Source organism: Massilia consociata (assembly GCF_042432755.1).
Classification (GTDB): Bacteria; Pseudomonadota; Gammaproteobacteria; order Burkholderiales; family Burkholderiaceae_D; genus Telluria; species Telluria consociata.
Window position 1 is genome coordinate 68,920 of the sequence record NZ_JBHLWP010000007.1, and the last position, 16,573, is coordinate 85,492.

29 protein-coding genes are annotated in these 16,573 nt (G+C 60.6%); all 29 read right to left on the reverse strand.

All coding sequences use genetic code 11. The annotated features are described in order from the left end of the window. Positions 1–13: 13 nt before the first annotated feature. The 29 genes from dsbD to rplC all read right to left on the reverse strand — a co-directional run bounded on the left by dsbD (position 14) and on the right by rplC (position 16,432). Positions 14–1,897, reverse strand: coding sequence for a protein-disulfide reductase DsbD (gene dsbD, locus ACFFJK_RS06395; RefSeq protein WP_379678347.1), 1,884 nt, complete (start codon positions 1,895–1,897; stop codon positions 14–16). Between the two features lie 124 nt (positions 1,898–2,021). Further along, positions 2,022–2,417 carry a 50S ribosomal protein L17 gene (gene rplQ / locus ACFFJK_RS06400; protein ID WP_005663400.1) on the reverse strand — a complete coding sequence of 132 codons (396 nt, stop codon included), beginning with the start codon at positions 2,415–2,417 and terminating at the stop codon, positions 2,022–2,024. Positions 2,418–2,684: 267 nt separating this feature from the next. After that, positions 2,685–3,662 carry a DNA-directed RNA polymerase subunit alpha gene (locus tag ACFFJK_RS06405; protein ID WP_005663401.1) on the reverse strand — a complete coding sequence of 326 codons (978 nt, stop codon included), beginning with the start codon at positions 3,660–3,662 and terminating at the stop codon, positions 2,685–2,687. Between the two features lie 299 nt (positions 3,663–3,961). Continuing rightward, entirely contained in the window at positions 3,962–4,585 is a 624-nt protein-coding gene (rpsD, locus tag ACFFJK_RS06410) for a 30S ribosomal protein S4 (RefSeq protein WP_379678349.1), read from the reverse strand. Positions 4,586–4,854: 269 nt separating this feature from the next. Then, entirely contained in the window at positions 4,855–5,265 is a 411-nt protein-coding gene (gene rpsK, locus ACFFJK_RS06415) for a 30S ribosomal protein S11 (protein WP_027867243.1), read from the reverse strand. A gap of 14 nt (positions 5,266–5,279) precedes the next feature. Further along, positions 5,280–5,645: a 30S ribosomal protein S13 gene (rpsM, locus tag ACFFJK_RS06420; protein WP_036208931.1), complete on the reverse strand. Its 366-nt coding sequence runs from the start codon at positions 5,643–5,645 to the stop codon at positions 5,280–5,282. Between the two features lie 16 nt (positions 5,646–5,661). Beyond that, positions 5,662–5,775 (reverse strand): 50S ribosomal protein L36, encoded by a 114-nt coding sequence (gene rpmJ, locus ACFFJK_RS06425; protein ID WP_005663407.1) that lies wholly within the window; start codon positions 5,773–5,775, stop codon positions 5,662–5,664. A 36-nt stretch (positions 5,776–5,811) separates the two neighbouring features. After that, the gene (infA, locus tag ACFFJK_RS06430; RefSeq protein WP_005663428.1) at positions 5,812–6,030 is read right to left on the reverse strand and encodes a translation initiation factor IF-1; all 219 of its coding nucleotides are present in this window, start codon (positions 6,028–6,030) and stop codon (positions 5,812–5,814) included. Positions 6,031–6,050: 20 nt separating this feature from the next. Further along, positions 6,051–7,385, reverse strand: coding sequence for a preprotein translocase subunit SecY (gene secY / locus ACFFJK_RS06435; protein WP_379678350.1), 1,335 nt, complete (start codon positions 7,383–7,385; stop codon positions 6,051–6,053). Between the two features lie 28 nt (positions 7,386–7,413). After that, the gene (gene rplO / locus ACFFJK_RS06440; protein ID WP_027867246.1) at positions 7,414–7,845 is read right to left on the reverse strand and encodes a 50S ribosomal protein L15; all 432 of its coding nucleotides are present in this window, start codon (positions 7,843–7,845) and stop codon (positions 7,414–7,416) included. A gap of 26 nt (positions 7,846–7,871) precedes the next feature. Then, positions 7,872–8,051, reverse strand: coding sequence for a 50S ribosomal protein L30 (gene rpmD / locus ACFFJK_RS06445; RefSeq protein ID WP_036246278.1), 180 nt, complete (start codon positions 8,049–8,051; stop codon positions 7,872–7,874). Between the two features lie 11 nt (positions 8,052–8,062). After that, positions 8,063–8,581: a 30S ribosomal protein S5 gene (gene rpsE, locus ACFFJK_RS06450; RefSeq protein WP_026354944.1), complete on the reverse strand. Its 519-nt coding sequence runs from the start codon at positions 8,579–8,581 to the stop codon at positions 8,063–8,065. Positions 8,582–8,593: 12 nt separating this feature from the next. Further along, on the reverse strand, positions 8,594–8,956 hold the full coding sequence (gene rplR / locus ACFFJK_RS06455; protein ID WP_005663438.1) for a 50S ribosomal protein L18: 363 nt from the start codon (positions 8,954–8,956) through the stop codon (positions 8,594–8,596). A gap of 11 nt (positions 8,957–8,967) precedes the next feature. After that, positions 8,968–9,501 (reverse strand): 50S ribosomal protein L6, encoded by a 534-nt coding sequence (gene rplF, locus ACFFJK_RS06460; RefSeq protein WP_379678351.1) that lies wholly within the window; start codon positions 9,499–9,501, stop codon positions 8,968–8,970. Between the two features lie 9 nt (positions 9,502–9,510). After that, the gene (rpsH, locus tag ACFFJK_RS06465) at positions 9,511–9,906 is read right to left on the reverse strand and encodes a 30S ribosomal protein S8 (RefSeq protein ID WP_379678352.1); all 396 of its coding nucleotides are present in this window, start codon (positions 9,904–9,906) and stop codon (positions 9,511–9,513) included. Positions 9,907–9,920: 14 nt separating this feature from the next. Continuing rightward, positions 9,921–10,226: a 30S ribosomal protein S14 gene (gene rpsN / locus ACFFJK_RS06470; RefSeq protein WP_379678353.1), complete on the reverse strand. Its 306-nt coding sequence runs from the start codon at positions 10,224–10,226 to the stop codon at positions 9,921–9,923. A gap of 4 nt (positions 10,227–10,230) precedes the next feature. Further along, positions 10,231–10,770: a 50S ribosomal protein L5 gene (gene rplE, locus ACFFJK_RS06475; RefSeq protein ID WP_036246284.1), complete on the reverse strand. Its 540-nt coding sequence runs from the start codon at positions 10,768–10,770 to the stop codon at positions 10,231–10,233. Positions 10,771–10,775: 5 nt separating this feature from the next. Further along, positions 10,776–11,090 carry a 50S ribosomal protein L24 gene (gene rplX / locus ACFFJK_RS06480; protein ID WP_036208955.1) on the reverse strand — a complete coding sequence of 105 codons (315 nt, stop codon included), beginning with the start codon at positions 11,088–11,090 and terminating at the stop codon, positions 10,776–10,778. 9 nt (positions 11,091–11,099) lie between these two features. Beyond that, complete coding sequence (rplN, locus tag ACFFJK_RS06485) at positions 11,100–11,468, reverse strand: 50S ribosomal protein L14 (protein WP_005663451.1); 369 nt, start codon at positions 11,466–11,468, stop codon at positions 11,100–11,102. Between the two features lie 226 nt (positions 11,469–11,694). After that, the gene (gene rpsQ / locus ACFFJK_RS06490) at positions 11,695–11,967 is read right to left on the reverse strand and encodes a 30S ribosomal protein S17 (protein WP_258826434.1); all 273 of its coding nucleotides are present in this window, start codon (positions 11,965–11,967) and stop codon (positions 11,695–11,697) included. Next, entirely contained in the window at positions 11,964–12,155 is a 192-nt protein-coding gene (gene rpmC / locus ACFFJK_RS06495) for a 50S ribosomal protein L29 (protein ID WP_027867254.1), read from the reverse strand. The genes rpsQ and rpmC overlap by 4 nt, the downstream gene beginning before the upstream one ends. Before the next feature lie 12 nt (positions 12,156–12,167). Beyond that, positions 12,168–12,587, reverse strand: coding sequence for a 50S ribosomal protein L16 (gene rplP / locus ACFFJK_RS06500; protein ID WP_036246288.1), 420 nt, complete (start codon positions 12,585–12,587; stop codon positions 12,168–12,170). Positions 12,588–12,589: 2 nt separating this feature from the next. Beyond that, positions 12,590–13,384, reverse strand: a complete 795-nt coding sequence (gene rpsC / locus ACFFJK_RS06505; protein ID WP_379678355.1) for a 30S ribosomal protein S3 — start codon at positions 13,382–13,384, stop codon at positions 12,590–12,592. Between the two features lie 11 nt (positions 13,385–13,395). Continuing rightward, positions 13,396–13,728 (reverse strand): 50S ribosomal protein L22, encoded by a 333-nt coding sequence (gene rplV / locus ACFFJK_RS06510; RefSeq protein WP_171085678.1) that lies wholly within the window; start codon positions 13,726–13,728, stop codon positions 13,396–13,398. Further along, positions 13,725–14,000: a 30S ribosomal protein S19 gene (rpsS, locus tag ACFFJK_RS06515; protein ID WP_379678356.1), complete on the reverse strand. Its 276-nt coding sequence runs from the start codon at positions 13,998–14,000 to the stop codon at positions 13,725–13,727. Before rpsS ends, rplV begins: the two co-directional genes overlap by 4 nt. Before the next feature lie 10 nt (positions 14,001–14,010). Beyond that, entirely contained in the window at positions 14,011–14,838 is an 828-nt protein-coding gene (rplB, locus tag ACFFJK_RS06520) for a 50S ribosomal protein L2 (RefSeq protein WP_379678358.1), read from the reverse strand. Then, the gene (gene rplW, locus ACFFJK_RS06525; RefSeq protein ID WP_277485978.1) at positions 14,838–15,155 is read right to left on the reverse strand and encodes a 50S ribosomal protein L23; all 318 of its coding nucleotides are present in this window, start codon (positions 15,153–15,155) and stop codon (positions 14,838–14,840) included. Before rplW ends, rplB begins: the two co-directional genes overlap by 1 nt. After that, entirely contained in the window at positions 15,152–15,772 is a 621-nt protein-coding gene (gene rplD, locus ACFFJK_RS06530) for a 50S ribosomal protein L4 (protein ID WP_379678360.1), read from the reverse strand. The genes rplW and rplD overlap by 4 nt, the downstream gene beginning before the upstream one ends. 3 nt (positions 15,773–15,775) lie before the next feature. Then, the gene (rplC, locus tag ACFFJK_RS06535; RefSeq protein ID WP_036246294.1) at positions 15,776–16,432 is read right to left on the reverse strand and encodes a 50S ribosomal protein L3; all 657 of its coding nucleotides are present in this window, start codon (positions 16,430–16,432) and stop codon (positions 15,776–15,778) included. Between the last annotated feature and the right edge of the window lie 141 nt (positions 16,433–16,573).

The following is a 16,573-nucleotide window of genomic DNA, read 5'->3' on the forward strand; positions in this document are numbered from 1 at the left end:
TTTCCCGTTCAGATCACGGCAGCTTCGCCAGCGAATTCAGGAATTTCTTCGCATCCTGGTAGCCGATCACCCGGCTATCGGGAATCTCCTTTCCCTCACGGTCGAACAGGATGATCCCGGGCGGCCCGAACAGGCCGAAGCGTTTGAGCATCGCCTTGTCCGCCGCATCGTTGGCGGTCACGTCGACCTGCAGCAGCACGGTATCGGCCAGCCTTGCCTGCACCGCCGGGTCCACGAACGTGAACCGTTCCATCTCCTTGCACGACACACACCAGTCCGCATAAAAATCGAGCATGACGGTCTTGCCGGCGCTGGCCGCCAGTTCACGGTCCAGGTCGTCCACCGTCTTGATGCGCTTGAAGGCCAGCTCCTGGTGCGGGGCCCCGCCCAGGTGCGCCAGGGGCGCGAGCGGATCGCGCCCGCCGCTGGCCACGCCGACCAGTTGCGTCGCGCCCAGCACGGCAAACGCGGCGCCCGCGGCCATCGCCGCCCAATGGCGGTGCGTGCGCATCAGGTAGAAGCCGTAGCCGAGCAGCAGCGCGCTCCAGCCCAGCATCTGCGCCACCGGCGGCAGCACCGGCGACACCAGCCACAAGGCCATGGCCAGCATCAGCACACCGAACAGGCGCTTGACCGACTCCATCCATGCGCCTGCGCGCGGCAGCAGCGAGCCGGCCGACACGCCGACCAGCAGCAGCGGGATGCTCATGCCGATCGCCATGGCGAACAGCGCGGCGCCGCCGACGACGACGTCGCGCGTCTGGCTGATGTAGACCAGCGCGCCGGCCAGCGGCGCGGCGACGCAGGGGCCGACGATGAGCGCCGAGATCGCCCCCATCGCAAAGACACCGGCCAGCTTGCCGCCGGACTGGCGCCCGGACGCGTTGGCCAGCCGGCTTTGCAGGCCCGAGGGCAGCTGCAGCTCGTAGAAGCCGAACATCGACATCGCCATGGCGACGATCAGCAAGGCGAAGGCGCCCAGCATCCACGGGTTCTGCAGTGCGGCGGCCAGGCCCTCGCCGGCCAGGCCGGCGGCGACGCCGAGCGCGGTGTACACGATCGCCATGCCGAGCGAGTAGGTTGCCGACAGGATGAAGCCGCGCGAGCGGCGCACCTGCTTCCCCTCGCCGACGATGATCGAGGACAGGATCGGCACCATCGGCAGCACGCAGGGCGTGAACGCCAGGCCCAGGCCGAGCAGCACGAAGGCCGGGACGATGGTCAACAGGCGGCCGTCGCCCAGGATCGCGGCAATGCCGGACAGCTCGGACGGCTGGCTGGCGGGCGCAGCCGAGGATTGCGGGATGGCCTGCTGCGCCGTGGCCTGTGAAGGCGGGGCCTGGACTGGCCAACCCGGCGCGGCATCCGTCGCCGGCGTCGACGACAGCGGGCCGGTCGACATCTGCGGCGCATTCGCGCCGATCGGCAGCGGCGGCGGTGCCGCCACACCGGCGCCGGCCGACAGCGAGGCCATATGTTCCTGCGGCGGGTAGCACAGGCCGGCGTCGGCACAGCCCTGGCTCGCCGCCGTCAGGGTGAACGGCCCGCTGCCCTCGACCGGAATCCGGATGACCAGCGTGCCCTTGTAGGTTTCGACGTCCTTCTCGAAGGTCTGGTCGTACTTCACCTTGCCCGGCGGGATCTCGGGCGCGCCGAGCGTGACGCCGCCGGCGCGGAACGCGAAGCGCTCGCGGTACATGTAATAACCCTCGGCGATCTGGTACCTGACCTCGACCGTCTGCGGATCGGCCATGCGGGCGTCGAAACGGAAGGCGATGGCGGGGTCGAGGAACTCGTCGGCGGCGCGGGCGCCGTTCGGACCGGCGAACAGGACGGCAAACAGGGCGAGGCAGGCGAGCAGGAACAGGCGGGAACAGCGTTGGATCGAAACGGCCATGGTATCGGATGAGTTGTTACAGCGCCCCGGCATGGTACACCGGGGCGCCGCCGCGTGCACCCATCGTTTTTCCGGGCGAAAAAAAACCAGGCACGAGGCCTGGTTTCTTCAGTCGCAGGAGCGATTACTCGGCGGTCGGTGCTTCTTCAGCCGAGGTCACTTCCGGACGGTCCAGCAGTTCGACGTACGCCATCGGCGCGTTGTCGCCCACGCGGAAACCCATTTTCAGGATGCGCAGGTAGCCGCCGTTACGGTTGGCGTAACGCGGGCCGAGTTCGGCGAACAGCTTCTGCACCATTTCGCGGTCGCGCAGGCGGGCGAATGCCAGGCGCTTGTTGGCCAGGGTGTCGGTCTTGCCCAGGGTCAGGATCGGCTCGATGACGCGACGCAGTTCCTTGGCTTTCGGCACGGTGGTCTTGATGGCTTCATGACGCAGCAGCGAGACGGTCATGTTGCGCAGCATCGCGAGACGGTGGGACGAGGTACGGTTCAGCTTACGGAGGCCGTGACGGTGACGCATGGTACTTCCTTTCGAGTGTATAAAATCCAGTTCTTCGATCGTTCACGCTTGCGCGTGACCGCGGACCGGTTCAAGTTTGAAACGCCTACAGCAACATGCTTTAGACGGGTACAGCAGGTACAACAAAATCTTTGCAGACCACTACAGCTTCGTAAGCTCGAGAAACCGTAGCGAGCGGGCTCAGTTCGGGTCGAGAAGCGCAGCCATACTTACGGTACGGCGAGCATCGCAGACCCGAAATGTGCCCGCGCAGCAGGTTTATCGAGCTTACTTCTCGAGGCCAGCAGGCGGCCAGTTTTCCAGCTTCATGCCGAGGGTCAGGCCGCGCGACGCGAGGACTTCCTTGATCTCGTTGAGCGACTTGCGGCCCAGGTTCGGGGTCTTCAGCAGCTCGTTTTCCGAACGCTGGATCAGGTCGCCGATGTAATAGATGTTCTCGGCCTTCAGGCAGTTTGCCGAACGGACGGTCAGTTCCAGGTCGTCCACCGGACGCAGCAGGATCGGATCGACCAGCGGGGCGCGCGACGGTGCTTCGGCGGCGGCTTCGGTGCCTTCCAGGGCGGCGAACACGTTCAGCTGGTCCACCAGGACGCGCGCCGATTGACGGATCGCTTCTTCCGGGGTGATGACGCCGTTGGTCTCGATGTTGATGATCAGCTTGTCCAGGTCGGTACGCTGTTCGACACGGGCCGATTCCACCGCGTACGACACGCGGCGCACCGGCGAGAACGAGGCGTCCAGGATGATGCGGCCAATGGTCTTGTTGGTGTCTTCCGACAGGCGGCGCACGTTGCCCGGCACATAGCCGCGGCCCTTCTCGACCTTGATCTGCATGTCGAGCTTGCCACCGGCGGTCAGGTGGGCGATCACGTGATCCGGGTTGATCAGTTCCACATCATGCGGCAGGTCGATGTCCGAAGCCAGCACCGCGCCCTCGCCTTCCTTCTTCAGGGTCAGGGTGACGGAATCACGGTTGTGCACCTTGAACACCACGCCCTTCAGGTTCAGCAGCAGGTCGACGACGTCTTCCTGCACGCCGTCCAGCGACGAGTACTCGTGCACGACACCGGCGATCGTCACTTCGGTCGGCGCGTAGCCGACCATCGACGACAGCAGCACGCGACGCAGCGCGTTGCCCAGGGTGTGGCCATAACCACGCTCGAACGGCTCCATCACGACTTTCGCGTGGCCGGCGCCGAGTGCTTCGACATCGATGATACGTGGTTTCAACAGACTGTTTTGCATGAAATGTCCTTTTCAATACCCTCGGCTCGTTACACCGATAAGGCTGATGGCATTAATAAAAAAAGAAAGCGCCTGCTGGGGAGCAGGCGGTGATACGGATTCGATGAACGACGGTGTGGAGAAATCGGATTCTTGCGAATCGTCTTCGTTGCGAGGCCAAGCCGTGCTTGCTGCGCTCGCACACCACCACGTCGTTCCCGCGGAGGCGGGAACCCAATTTCTCGCGGCTAAGCCACCAAAAATTGGATCCCCGCCTTCGCGGGGACGACTTCGTCGCGGCAGGACCGCGACGAAGTCGATTAACGCGAGTACAGTTCGACGATCAGCGCTTCGTTGACGTCAGCAGCGATTTCGTTACGTTCCGGGAACGAACGGAAGGTGCCTTCCATCTTCTTGCTGTCAACCGACACCCAGGCCGGCATGCCGACTTGTTCAGCCAGCGACAGGGCTTCCTGGATACGCACTTGCTTCTTGGCCTTTTCGCGCACGGCGATGACGTCGCCGGTCTTGACCTGGTACGAAGCGATGTTCACGACCTGGCCGTTGACGGTGAAGGCCTTGTGGCTCACCAGCTGGCGCGCTTCGGCGCGGGTCGAGCCGAAGCCCATGCGGTAGCAGACGTTGTCCAGGCGCGATTCCAGCAGCTTCAGCAGGGTTTCGCCGGTGTTGCCCTTGCGACGCGACGCTTCTGCGAAGTAGCGGCGGAACTGGCGCTCGAGCACGCCGTAGATACGCTTGACCTTCTGCTTTTCACGCAACTGGTTGCCGTAGTCCGAGGTGCGGGCACCCGACTTGACGCCGTGCTGGCCTGGCTTGACGTCCAGTTTGCACTTCGAATCGAGCGAGCGGCGTGCGCTCTTCAGGAACAGGTCGGTGCCTTCACGGCGCGACAGTTTTGCTTTTGGTCCGATATAACGTGCCACGTTGAATACCTTTATAAATTAAATCACGCCCCAGAGGCATCGCAGGCGATGCGGCAGGCGCTAGTCCGCTTCTGCAGGGAGAGCGGACGTGGCTTGAAAAAACGCCGGCCGTATGAACGGCAGACGACAAGAGCCGGGCAGTATAACCCATTTTCAGGGCACTGCACCGGCCAATCTCGTAAAACACAACGGGGCGCAAGGCCCCGTATGATGGCTTTTCGCCACAGTCAGCGGTCCGGAGACCGCCAACTGCCAGCACGAAGTATCGATTAGATACGACGACGCTTCGGCGGACGGCAGCCGTTGTGCGGAACCGGGGTAACGTCCTGGATCTCGGTAATCTTGATGCCCAGGTTGTTCAGTGCACGCACAGCCGATTCACGGCCCGGGCCTGGGCCCTTGATGCGCACTTCCAGGTTCTTCACGCCCGACTCCTGAGCGACCTTGCCTGCGGCTTCGGCAGCAACCTGCGCTGCGAACGGGGTCGATTTGCGCGAACCCTTGAAGCCGGCGCCGCCGGAGGTTGCCCACGACAGGGCATTGCCCTGACGGTCGGTGATCGTGATGATCGTGTTGTTGAAGGACGCGTGCACGTGGGCGATGCCCTCGGCGACGTTCTTCTTGACTTTCTTGCGTGCGCGGGCTGCTGCTGCGGCTGCGCTGCTCTGTTGCTTGGCCATGGTCGGTTCCTAGATTATTTCTTGAGCGATTGAGCTGCCTTGCGCGGGCCCTTGCGGGTACGTGCATTGGTGCGGGTACGCTGACCGCGCACTGGCAGGCCCTTGCGGTGACGCATGCCGCGGTAGCAGCCCAGGTCCATCAGACGCTTGATGTTCATGGACAGTTCGCGGCGCAGGTCGCCTTCCACGACAAACTTCGCAACTTCGTCACGCAGCTTCTCGAGTTCGTTATCGTCGAGGTCCTTGACCTTCTTGTTGGTAGCGATGCCGGTCGCGTCGCAGATCTTCTGCGAACGCGGACGGCCGATGCCGTAGATCGCCGTCAGGCCGATCACGGTGTGCTGATGATTTGGGATGTTAACCCCTGCAATACGTGCCATTCGTTATTCCTCGAAATTAACCTTGACGCTGCTTGTGACGCGGCTCGACGCAGATCACACGGACCACGCCCTTGCGCTTGATGATCTTGCAGTTGCGGCAGATCCGCTTGACTGAAGCGTTAACTTTCATTTTGCACTCTCTTCGGTTCGTTTACTTTGATGATTTTTACTTGGTGCGGAACACAATGCGGGCCCGGGACAGGTCGTACGGGGTCAACTCCACCGTTACCTTGTCACCCGGGAGAATGCGGATGTAATTCATGCGCATTTTACCCGAGATATGTCCTAGAACCACGTGCCCGTTTTCCAGCTTCACGCGAAATGTTGCGTTCGGGAGATTCTCGAGAATCTCCCCTTGCATTTGGATGACGTCGTCTTTTGCCATTCGGTCTATGCCTTCCCCGCTTATCGCGACGGAATCCCGCCCTTGAAGTTAGCCTTCCGCAACAATGAGTCGTACTGTTGCGACATGACGTAGTTCTGCACTTGTGCCATGAAGTCCATCGTCACCACCACAACGATGAGGAGCGACGTGCCACCGAAGTAGAAAGGCACTTTCCACTGCGAGGTCATGAACTCCGGCACCAGGCACACCAGGGTGATGTAGACCGCACCGGCCAGGGTCAGGCGCATCAGGATCTTGTCGATGTAGCGGGCAGTCTGCTCGCCCGGACGGATGCCCGGAACGAATGCGCCGCTCTTCTTCAAGTTGTCCGCCGTTTCCTTGCTGTTGAATACCAGCGCCGTGTAGAAGAAGCAGAAGAAAATGATCGCCACCGCATACAGCAACGCGTGGATCGGCTCGCCCGGTGCCATCGACGCTGCAAGGTCCTTCAGGAACCCGATAACCGGGCTCGTGGAGTCCTTGCCGCGCGTGAACCAGTCGACGATCGTCGCCGGGAACAGGATGATCGACGAGGCGAAGATCGGCGGAATCACGCCGGCCATGTTCAGCTTCAAGGGCAGGTGGCTGGTTTGGCCACCGTAGATCTTGTTGCCGACCTGGCGTTTAGCGTAATTGACCAGGATCTTGCGCTGCCCGCGTTCCACGAACACGACGGCATACGTTACCGCTGCCACCAGGATCACGATGATGATCGCGGAGATGCTGCTGATCGAACCGTTCGAAACCAGGGTGAACAGGCCACCCAGGGCCGACGGCAGACCTGCTGCGATACCGGCAAAAATGATGATCGAAATACCGTTGCCAATGCCGCGCTCGGTAATCTGCTCGCCCAGCCACATGAGGAACATGGTGCCGGTCAGGAGCGTCACGACCGTGACGAAGCGGAAGCCCATGCCCGGATCGAGCACGAGACCAGGCTGCGACTCGAGCGCAACCGCGATACCGAACGCCTGGAACAGAGCCAGTGCCACCGTGAAGTAACGGGTGTACTGGGTGATCTTGCGGCGGCCGGCTTCGCCCTCTTTCTTCAGCGCCTCGAGTTGCGGCGAGACGATCGATGCAAGCTGCATGATGATCGAAGCCGAAATGTAAGGCATGATGCCGAGGGCGAACACGGTAAAGCGGGACAAGGCGCCGCCCGAGAACATGTTGAACATGCCCAGGATGCCGCCTTCGTTCTGCTTGAACAGCGCTGCCAGCTGCACCGGGTCAATCCCGGGGACCGGGATATGAGCACCGATGCGGTATACGACCAATGCGCCAAGCAAAAACCACAGCCGGTTCCAAGGGAAGCCGGAAGCGGCGCTTTTACCAAGTTGTGAATTAGTCGCCAATTTTTGCTCCGATCAGGCAGGGCCGCAATTAAGCGACCGAACCGCCAGCTGCTTCGATCGCCGCCTTCGCGCCGGCGGTTGCCTTCAGGCCCTTGAGCGTCACCGCTTTGGTGATCTCGCCCGACAGGATGACGCGCACGTCGCGTGCCACCACCGGCAGGATGCCTGCTGCCTTGAGCACCAGGATGTCGATTTCGCCGACAGCCAGGTTGTTCAGGTCCGACAGGCGCACTTCCGCCTTGAAGGTCGCGTTCAGCGACTTGAAGCCACGCTTCGGCAGGCGGCGCTGCAGAGGCATCTGACCGCCTTCGAAGCCGACTTTGTGGAAGCCGCCCGAACGCGATTTCTGACCCTTGTGACCGCGGCCGGCAGTCTTGCCCAGGCCCGAGCCGATACCGCGGCCAACGCGACGCTTCGCGTGCTTGGCGCCGTCAGCTGGTTGAATGGTATTGAGTTCCATTGATTTCTCCGTACGTAAGCCGCGGCTTACGAAACAACTTTAACGAGGTACGCGACTTTGTTGATCATGCCACGCACGGACGGGGTGTCCTGCAGCTCGGAAACCGAGTTGACACGACGCAGACCCAGGCCGCGCACGGTGGCACGGTGATCCTGACGGGTACCGATCAGGCCCTTGACGAGCTTGACTTTGACAGTGTTTGCCATGTTTGTTCCCCTTAACCCAGGATGTCTTCAACCGACTTGCCGCGCTTGGCAGCGATGTCAGCCGGAGTGCTCATTTTTGCCAGACCGTCGAGGGTCGCGCGAACCAGGTTGTACGGGTTCGACGAACCGGTCGACTTGGCGACGACGTCGGTCACGCCCATCACCTCGAAGATAGCGCGCATTGCGCCACCAGCGATCACGCCGGTACCCGGCTTGGCCGGCGACATCATCACGCGCGACGCGCCGTGGCGGCCGGTGACGGTGTGGTGCAGCGTACCGTTCTTGAGGGGCACCTTGATCAGGTTGCGGCGGGCTTCTTCCATTGCCTTCTGCACGCCGACAGGAACTTCCTTCGACTTGCCTTTGCCCATGCCGATGCGGCCATCGCCGTCACCGACAACGGTCAGCGCTGCAAAACCCATGATACGACCACCCTTCACCACCTTGGTGACGCGGTTGATCGCGATCATTTTTTCGCGCATGCCATCATCCGGCTTGTCGCTTGCCATTTTCGCTTGCATTTTTGCCATGACGATTCTTCCTTAGAACTTCAGACCGGCTTCACGCGCGGCTTCTGCCAGCGCCTTCACACGGCCGTGGTAACGGAAACCCGAGCGGTCGAACGCAACTTCGGTGATTCCTGCTTTCAGTGCTTTTTCAGCGACGCGCTTGCCAACCAGGGCAGCGGCTGCGGCGTTGCCGCCGGCGCCGGTCTTGCCAGCCAGTTCAGCACGCACTTCTGCTTCCAGCGTCGAAGCCGACACCAGCACCTTTGCGTCCGGGCTGATCAGGTTCGCATAGATGTGCAGGTTGGTGCGGTGAACCGACAGGCGGTTCACGCCCAGCTGGGCGATCTTGATGCGGGTTTGACGTCCGCGACGCAGACGCGATTGTTTCTTGTCCATGTCAGCTCCGATTATTTCTTCTTGGTTTCTTTAAGCTTCACCACTTCGTCCGAATAACGGACGCCCTTGCCCTTGTAAGGCTCAGGCGAGCGGTAAGCGCGCACTTCAGCGGCGGTCTGGCCGACCTTCTGGCGATCGATACCCTTGATCACGATTTCGGTCGGGGTCGGGGTGACCGCGGTGACGCCTTCCGGCATCGCGTGCAGCACCGGGTGCGAGAAGCCCAGCGACAGGTTCAGGGCGTTGCCCTGCACAGCTGCCTTGTAGCCCACGCCCACCAGGTTCAGCTTCTTCTCGAAGCCCTTGGTGACGCCGGTAACCATGTTGTTGACCAGGGCGCGCAGGGTGCCCGACATGGCGTTCGATTCACGCGAATCGTCCACCACGTCGAAAGTCAGCGTGCCGTTGTTGTTTTCCACTTTGACCAGGCCGTTCAGCGGCTGGGTCAGGGTGCCGAGCGGGCCCTTGACGGTGATCGACGACGCGGTGATCGCGACATCGGTACCTGCCGGGACAGCGATTGGCATCTTAGCTACTCGAGACATGTCTACTCCTTAAGCCACGTAGCACAGCACTTCGCCACCGACGCCGGTAGCACGTGCTTTGCGGTCAGTCATGACGCCTTGCGGGGTCGAGACGATTGCCACGCCCAGGCCATTCATGACCGACGGGATTTCGTTCTTGCCCTTGTAGACGCGCAGGCCAGGACGGGACACGCGCTCGATGCGCTCGATGACCGGACGGCCGGTGTAATACTTCAAACCGATTTTCAGTTCCGACTTGCCACCTTCGGTGGACACGGCGAAATCTTCAATGTAACCCTCGTCCTTCAGGACGTTGGCAATGGCAACCTTGACTTTGGACGACGGCATTGCGACCGTGGTTTTCTGGACAACTTGTGCGTTGCGAATGCGGGTCAGCATATCGGCGATAGGATCGCTCATACTCATTGCTTATTCTCCTATTACCAGCTAGCTTTGGTCATACCCGGGATTTCGCCTTTCATGGCGAATTCGCGGAGCTTGGTGCGGGCAAGACCGAATTTACGGAAAGTGCCACGTGGACGGCCGGTCATGGCGCAGCGGTTACGCTGGCGGGTCGGGGCCGAGTTGCGCGGCAGTGCCTGCAGTTTCAGGCGCGCTTCGTAACGCTCTTCTTCCGACTTCGACTGGTCGTTGATGATCGCTTTCAGAGCTGCACGCTTTGCGGCGAATTTCTCCACCAGGTCTGCACGCTTCTGTTCGCGGTTAATCAGTGCAAGTTTTGCCATGCTCTTAGTTCCTGAACGGGAATTTGAAGGCGGCGAGCAGCGCTTTGGCTTCTTCGTCGGTCTTAGCGGTCGTGGTGATCGAGATGTTCATGCCACGCAGCGCATCGATCTTGTCGTAATCGATTTCCGGGAAGATGATTTGCTCTTTGACGCCGATGTTGTAGTTGCCACGGCCGTCGAACGACTTGCCGTTCACGCCACGGAAGTCACGCACGCGCGGCAGGGCCACGGTGATGAAACGGTCCAGGAATTCGTACATGCGGTTGCCACGCAGGGTGACCATCGCACCGATCGGGTAGCCTTCGCGGATCTTGAAACCTGCGATTGCCTTGCGCGCCTTGGTCACGACCGGCTTCTGGCCGGCGATCTTGGTCAGGTCGCCAGTTGCGTGCTCGATGATCTTCTTGTCGGCGACTGCTTCCGACAGACCCATGTTCAGGGTGATCTTGGTCAGGCGCGGGACTTCCATGATCGACTTGTAACCGAATTTCTCGGTCAGCTCGGCGACGACTTTGTCTTTGTAAATTTGTTGGAGACGGGCCATTTATCTTACCCCTTCACTACTTCGCCGTTCGACTTGAAGACGCGGACTTTTTTGCCGTCCACATCCTTGAAGCCAACGCGATCTGCCTTGCCGGTCGCAGCGTTGAACAGCGCGACGTTCGACACGTGAATCGGCATAGTCTTGTCGACGATACCACCAGTAACACCGGTCATCGGGTTCGGCTTGGTCGCTTTCTTAGCGACGTTGACGCCTTCAACGATGACGTGCTCAGCGTCTACACGCTTCTGAACGACGCCACGCTTGCCCTTGTCCTTACCGGCCAAAACGATGACTTCGTCGTTTTTACGAATCTTATCCATGTCGACTCCTTACAGAACTTCAGGTGCCAGCGACACGATCTTCATGAACTTCTCGGTACGCAGTTCGCGCGTGACCGGTCCGAAGATACGGGTGCCGATCGGCTCCAGCTTGGCGTTCAGAAGGACAGCGGCATTGCCGTCGAACTTGACCAGGGAACCGTCCTGGCGGCGCACACCTTTAGCGGTACGCACAACCACGGCGTTGTAAATTTCGCCCTTCTTGACGCGACCACGCGGCGCAGCCACCTTCACGGTGACCTTGATGATGTCGCCAATGCTCGCATAACGGCGCTTCGAGCCGCCCAACACCTTGATGCACAGAACTTCCTTGGCACCGGTGTTGTCGGCCACTTCGAGCCGGCTTTCGGTTTGAATCATAGTATTTTCTTTCCCAACTTAAGCCGTAGAAAACCCCACGGAAACCGTGGGCCTGCGGTCAGTCTTGGTCCCGCCGCACCGCCCCTGCTGGAGCAATACGTTTGGGTGATGGACTTTCCATTCGTTACAGGCCGCAGTTACCGAGGAATACAAACTGCGGCAACACATGAACGAAGCCCGCTAGTATCACAGATACCAGCGGGCCACGCAAGACAAATTTTAAGGCTTAGATGACCTGTGCTTCCTGCACAACACGGGTCACGGTCCAGGCCTTCGTCTTCGAGATCGGGCGACCTTCCGTGATCTCGACCGTGTCGCCGGTCTTGACCTGGTTGGTTTCGTCGTGCGCGTGGTACTTGTTCGAACGCACGATGATCTTGCCGTACAGCGGGTGCTTCACGTGACGCTCGATCAGGACGGTTACCGTCTTGTCCATCTTGTCGGACACGACCTTGCCGACCAGCGTACGCTTCAGCGCCGTTTTAGTGGTGTCGTTCATTTGGCTTCCTTCGAGTTCATCACAGTCTTCACACGCGCGATGTCGCGACGTACTTTCTTGAGCTGCGCGGTATTGCCCAGCTGCTGGGTAGCGATTTGCATGCGCAGGCCGAACTGGGCCTTCAGCAGCTCATTCAGCTCCTTTTGCAGCGCTTCCTGGTCCTTGCCGCGGAGTTCCGATGCTTTCATATTCAACTCCTGTTATTGGCCGACTTGACGGACCACGAAAGTGGTCGCCAGCGGCAGTTTGGCAGCGGCCAGGCGGAACGCTTCGCGCGCCAGTTCTTCAGCAACGCCGTCCATCTCGTACAGGACCTTGCCTGGCTGGATTTCAGCGACGTAGTACTCCGGGTTACCCTTACCGTTACCCATACGGACTTCGGCCGGCTTGTTCGAGATCGGCTTGTCCGGGAAGATACGGATCCAGATACGGCCGCCACGCTTGATGTGACGGGTCATCGCGCGACGCGCCGCTTCGATCTGGCGTGCGGTGATACGGCCGCGGGCAACTGCCTTCAGGCCGAATTCGCCGAACGACACCGAGGTGCCGCGGGTGTGCGAGATGCCGGTGTTACGGCCCTTCTGCTCTTTACGATACTTTCTGCGGGATGGCTGCAGCATCTTTATTCTCCTGCTTTCTCAGCCGGCTTGGCAGCGGCGCGACGACCTGCTGGAGCGGCTCCTGGTTTGGCGCCCGGACGGCCACGGCCGGCTGGCTTGCCATCGTCACGACGCGGACCACGTGGCTTCTTCTCGTCGGCCGGGGTGTCGATCACTGGTGCTTCGCCCGTTGCCGAACGATCGCCCTTGTAGACCCACACCTTGACGCCGATGATGCCGTAGGTGGTCGATGCTTCGCTGGTGCCGTAGTCGATATCGGCGCGCAGGGTGTGCAGAGGCACACGGCCTTCGCGGTACCATTCGGTACGTGCGATCTCGATGCCATTCAGGCGGCCCGACGACATGATCTTGATGCCTTGTGCGCCCAGGCGCATGGCGTTCTGCATCGCACGCTTCATCGCGCGGCGGAACATGATGCGCTTTTCGAGCTGCTGCGAGATCGAGTCGGCGATCAGTTGCGCATCGATTTCCGGCTTGCGGATTTCTTCGATGTTCACGTGGACCGGCACGCCCATGATCTTGGTCAGCGACGACTTCAGCACTTCGATGTCTTCGCCCTTCTTGCCGATCACGACGCCAGGACGCGAGCTGAACACGGTGAAGCGCGCGTTCTTGGCCGGACGCTCGATGACGATGCGGCCGACCGAAGCGTTCTTCAGCTTCTTCTTCAGGAAAGCGCGAGCTTCCAGGTCTTCCTTCAGCATTTCGGCGAAGTTGCCGTTGCCAGCGTACCAGCGCGATGCCCAGTTACGGGTGACCGCCAGGCGGAAGCCGGTTGGGTGGATTTTCTGACCCATCGTGTGACCCCTTAGTTACCGACAGTCACGTAGATGTGACAGGATTGTTTCGAAATGCGATCGCCGCGGCCCTTCGCACGTGCGGTGAAGCGCTTCAGGATCGGGCCCTTTTCAACGTAGATCTGCACGACCTTCAGCTCGTCGATGTCGGCGCCATCGTTGTGTTCCGCGTTGGCGATTGCCGACTCCAGAACCTTCTTGATGATGGTCGCGCCCTTCTTCGGGCTGAACTGCAGAATGTTGAGTGCTGCGTCAACTTTCTTGCCTCGGATCAGGTCTGCAACGAGGCGACCCTTCTGTTCCGACAGGCGAACGCCTTTGAGGATTGCTTTAGTTTCCATTATCGTTTCGCCTTCTTGTCAGCAGCGTGGCCCTTGAACGTACGGGTCAGCGCGAATTCGCCGAGCTTGTGGCCGACCATGTTCTCCGAGACGTACACCGGCACGTGGACCTTGCCGTTGTGCACGGCGATGGTCAGACCGATGAAGTCAGGAGTGATCGTCGAGCGGCGCGACCAGGTTTTGACTGGCTTCTTGTCTTTGGTCGCTTGCGCGGCTTCGACCTTCTTCACCAGGTGGGCGTCAACGAACGGCCCTTTTTTCAATGAACGAGTCATGTGTTATCCCTTATTTCTTGCCGCGGCGCGAGACGATCATCGACGAAGTGCGCTTGTTCGAACGCGTCTTCTTGCCCTTGGTCTGCTGGCCCCATGGCGACACCGGGTGACGACCCGCTGCCGTACGACCTTCACCACCACCGTGCGGGTGGTCGATCGGGTTCATGACGACACCGCGGACGGTCGGACGCACACCGCGCCAACGCATCGCACCGGCCTTACCGATCTTGCGCAGGCTGTGCTCGGCATTGCCGACTTCGCCCACGGTTGCACGGCACTCGATGTGCACGCGACGGACTTCACCCGAGCGCAGGCGAACCTGGGCGTAGGTGCCTTCACGGGCCATCAGCACGACAGCGGCGCCGGCGGTGCGGGCCATCTGTGCGCCTTTGCCCGGCAGCATTTCGACGCAGTTCATCACGGTACCGACCGGGATGTTGCGGATCGGCAGGCAGTTACCGGCCTTGATCGGCGCTTCCGAGCCGTTCATGACGGTGTCGCCCACAGCCATGCCCTTGGTGGCGATGATGTACGCACGGTGACCGTCCGCGTAGCACACCAGAGCGATGTGCGCGGTGCGGTTCGGGTCGTATTCGATACGCTCGACCTTGGCCGGGATGCCGTCCTTGTTGCGCTTGAAGTCAACCAGGCGGTAGTGGTGCTTGTGGCCACCGCCGATGTGGCGGGTGGTGATGTGACCGTTGTTGTTACGGCCAGCAGTCTTCGATTTCTTTTCAACCAGGGCTGCGAACGGACGGCCTTTGTACAGGTCGCTGTTCACAACCTTCACCATGCCGCGGCGGCCTGGGGAGGTTGGCTTCATCTTTACGAGTGCCATTATTTAGCCTCCTCGACAAAATTGATTTCCTGGCCCGGCTTCAGGCACACGAAAGCACGCTTGGTGTGGTTGCGGCGACCGGTGAAACGGCCCGAACGCTTCTGCTTGCCTTCGCGGTTCACGGTTTGCACCGATTCCACTTCGACCTTGAACAGCAGTTCGACGGCAGCCTTGATTTCCGGCTTGGTCGCATCCGGCAGAACCTTGAACACGATCTGTTCGTTCTTTTCAGCGACGAAGGTCGCCTTTTCGGAAATGACCGGAGCCAGCAGCACCTTCATCAGGCGCTCTTCGCTGAATTTGATTGCGGTGCTCATGCGTACATCTCCTCGATCTTGGCCAGTGCTGCTTTGGTGACCAGGACTTTTTTGTAGAACACCAGCGACATCGGGTCGGCCGCCTTCGGCTCGACGACGAGCACGTTCGGCAGGTTGCGCGATGCCAGCAGCAGGTTTTCATCGATGGTGTCGGTGATCACCAGGACCGATTCGAGGCCCATGCCCTGCAGCTTTTGCGACAGCAGCTTGGTCTTCGGCGCTTCGATCGACAGGTTTTCGACAACGTTCAGGCGGCCTTCGCGGGCCAGCTGCGAGAAGATCGAGCAGATACCTGCGCGGAACATCTTCTTGTTGACCTTGTGCGAGAAGTTCTCGTCCGGGGTGTTCGGGAAGATGCGACCACCGCCGCGCCACAGAGGCGACGACGACATACCAGCACGAGCGCGGCCGGTACCTTTTTGGCGCCATGGCTTCTTGGTGGTGTGATGGACTTCTTCACGGTCTTTCTGCTTGCGGTTGCCGCTGCGCGCGTTGGCGGCGTAGGCGACCACGATCTGGTGGATCAGGGCTTCGTTGTATTCGCGGCCGAACACAGTGTCGGCAGCTGCAACGCCGGCGCCAGCTTGACCTTGCTCATTCAGGAGCTGGAGTTCCATACTTTAGGCTCCTTTCTTGGCTTTGGTTTTGACAGCCGGCTTGACGATCACCTGGCCGTTCTTGGCGCCAGGAACGGCACCCTTCACGAGCAGCAGTTGACGGTCAGCGTCGATGCGGGCGATTTCCAGGTTCTGGGTGGTGACGGTAACGTCGCCCATGTGACCGGTCATGCGCTTGCCCGGGAACACGCGGCCCGGATCCTGCGCCATACCGATGGAGCCAGGAACGTTGTGCGAACGCGAGTTACCGTGGGTCTGACGACCCGAAGCAAAGTTGTAACGCTTGATGGTACCGGCGTAGCCCTTACCGATCGAGGTGCCCTGCACGTCGATTTTCTGGCCCACTTCGAACATCGAAGCATTGATGGTGTCGCCGGCTTTGAGTTCAGCGGCTTTGGTGGAATCGATGCGGAATTCACGCAGCATCGTGCCAGCTTCGACGCCAGCTTTGGCGTAGTGGCCGGCAGCGGCCTTGTTCACGCGCGAGGCGCGACGTTGACCGAAGACGACCTGAACTGCAGTGTAACCGTCAGTTTCAGGGGTTTTGACTTGCGCAACACGGTTGTTGGACACGTCCAGCACGGTGACAGGGATCGAATCGCCGTCATCCGTGAAGATACGCATCATGCCAACCTTGCGACCGAGGAGGCCCAGGCTCATTTTTTCTCCATTCCCACCTACGATTGGGCGGGGCTAATTAGTACTACTAAAAAAGCATGGGCTAAAAAAAGACATGCCCATACCGAAGCCGGCTAGTATAGCGCGCAAACGGCAACGGCGCAACAGGATAAATCGAGGTGA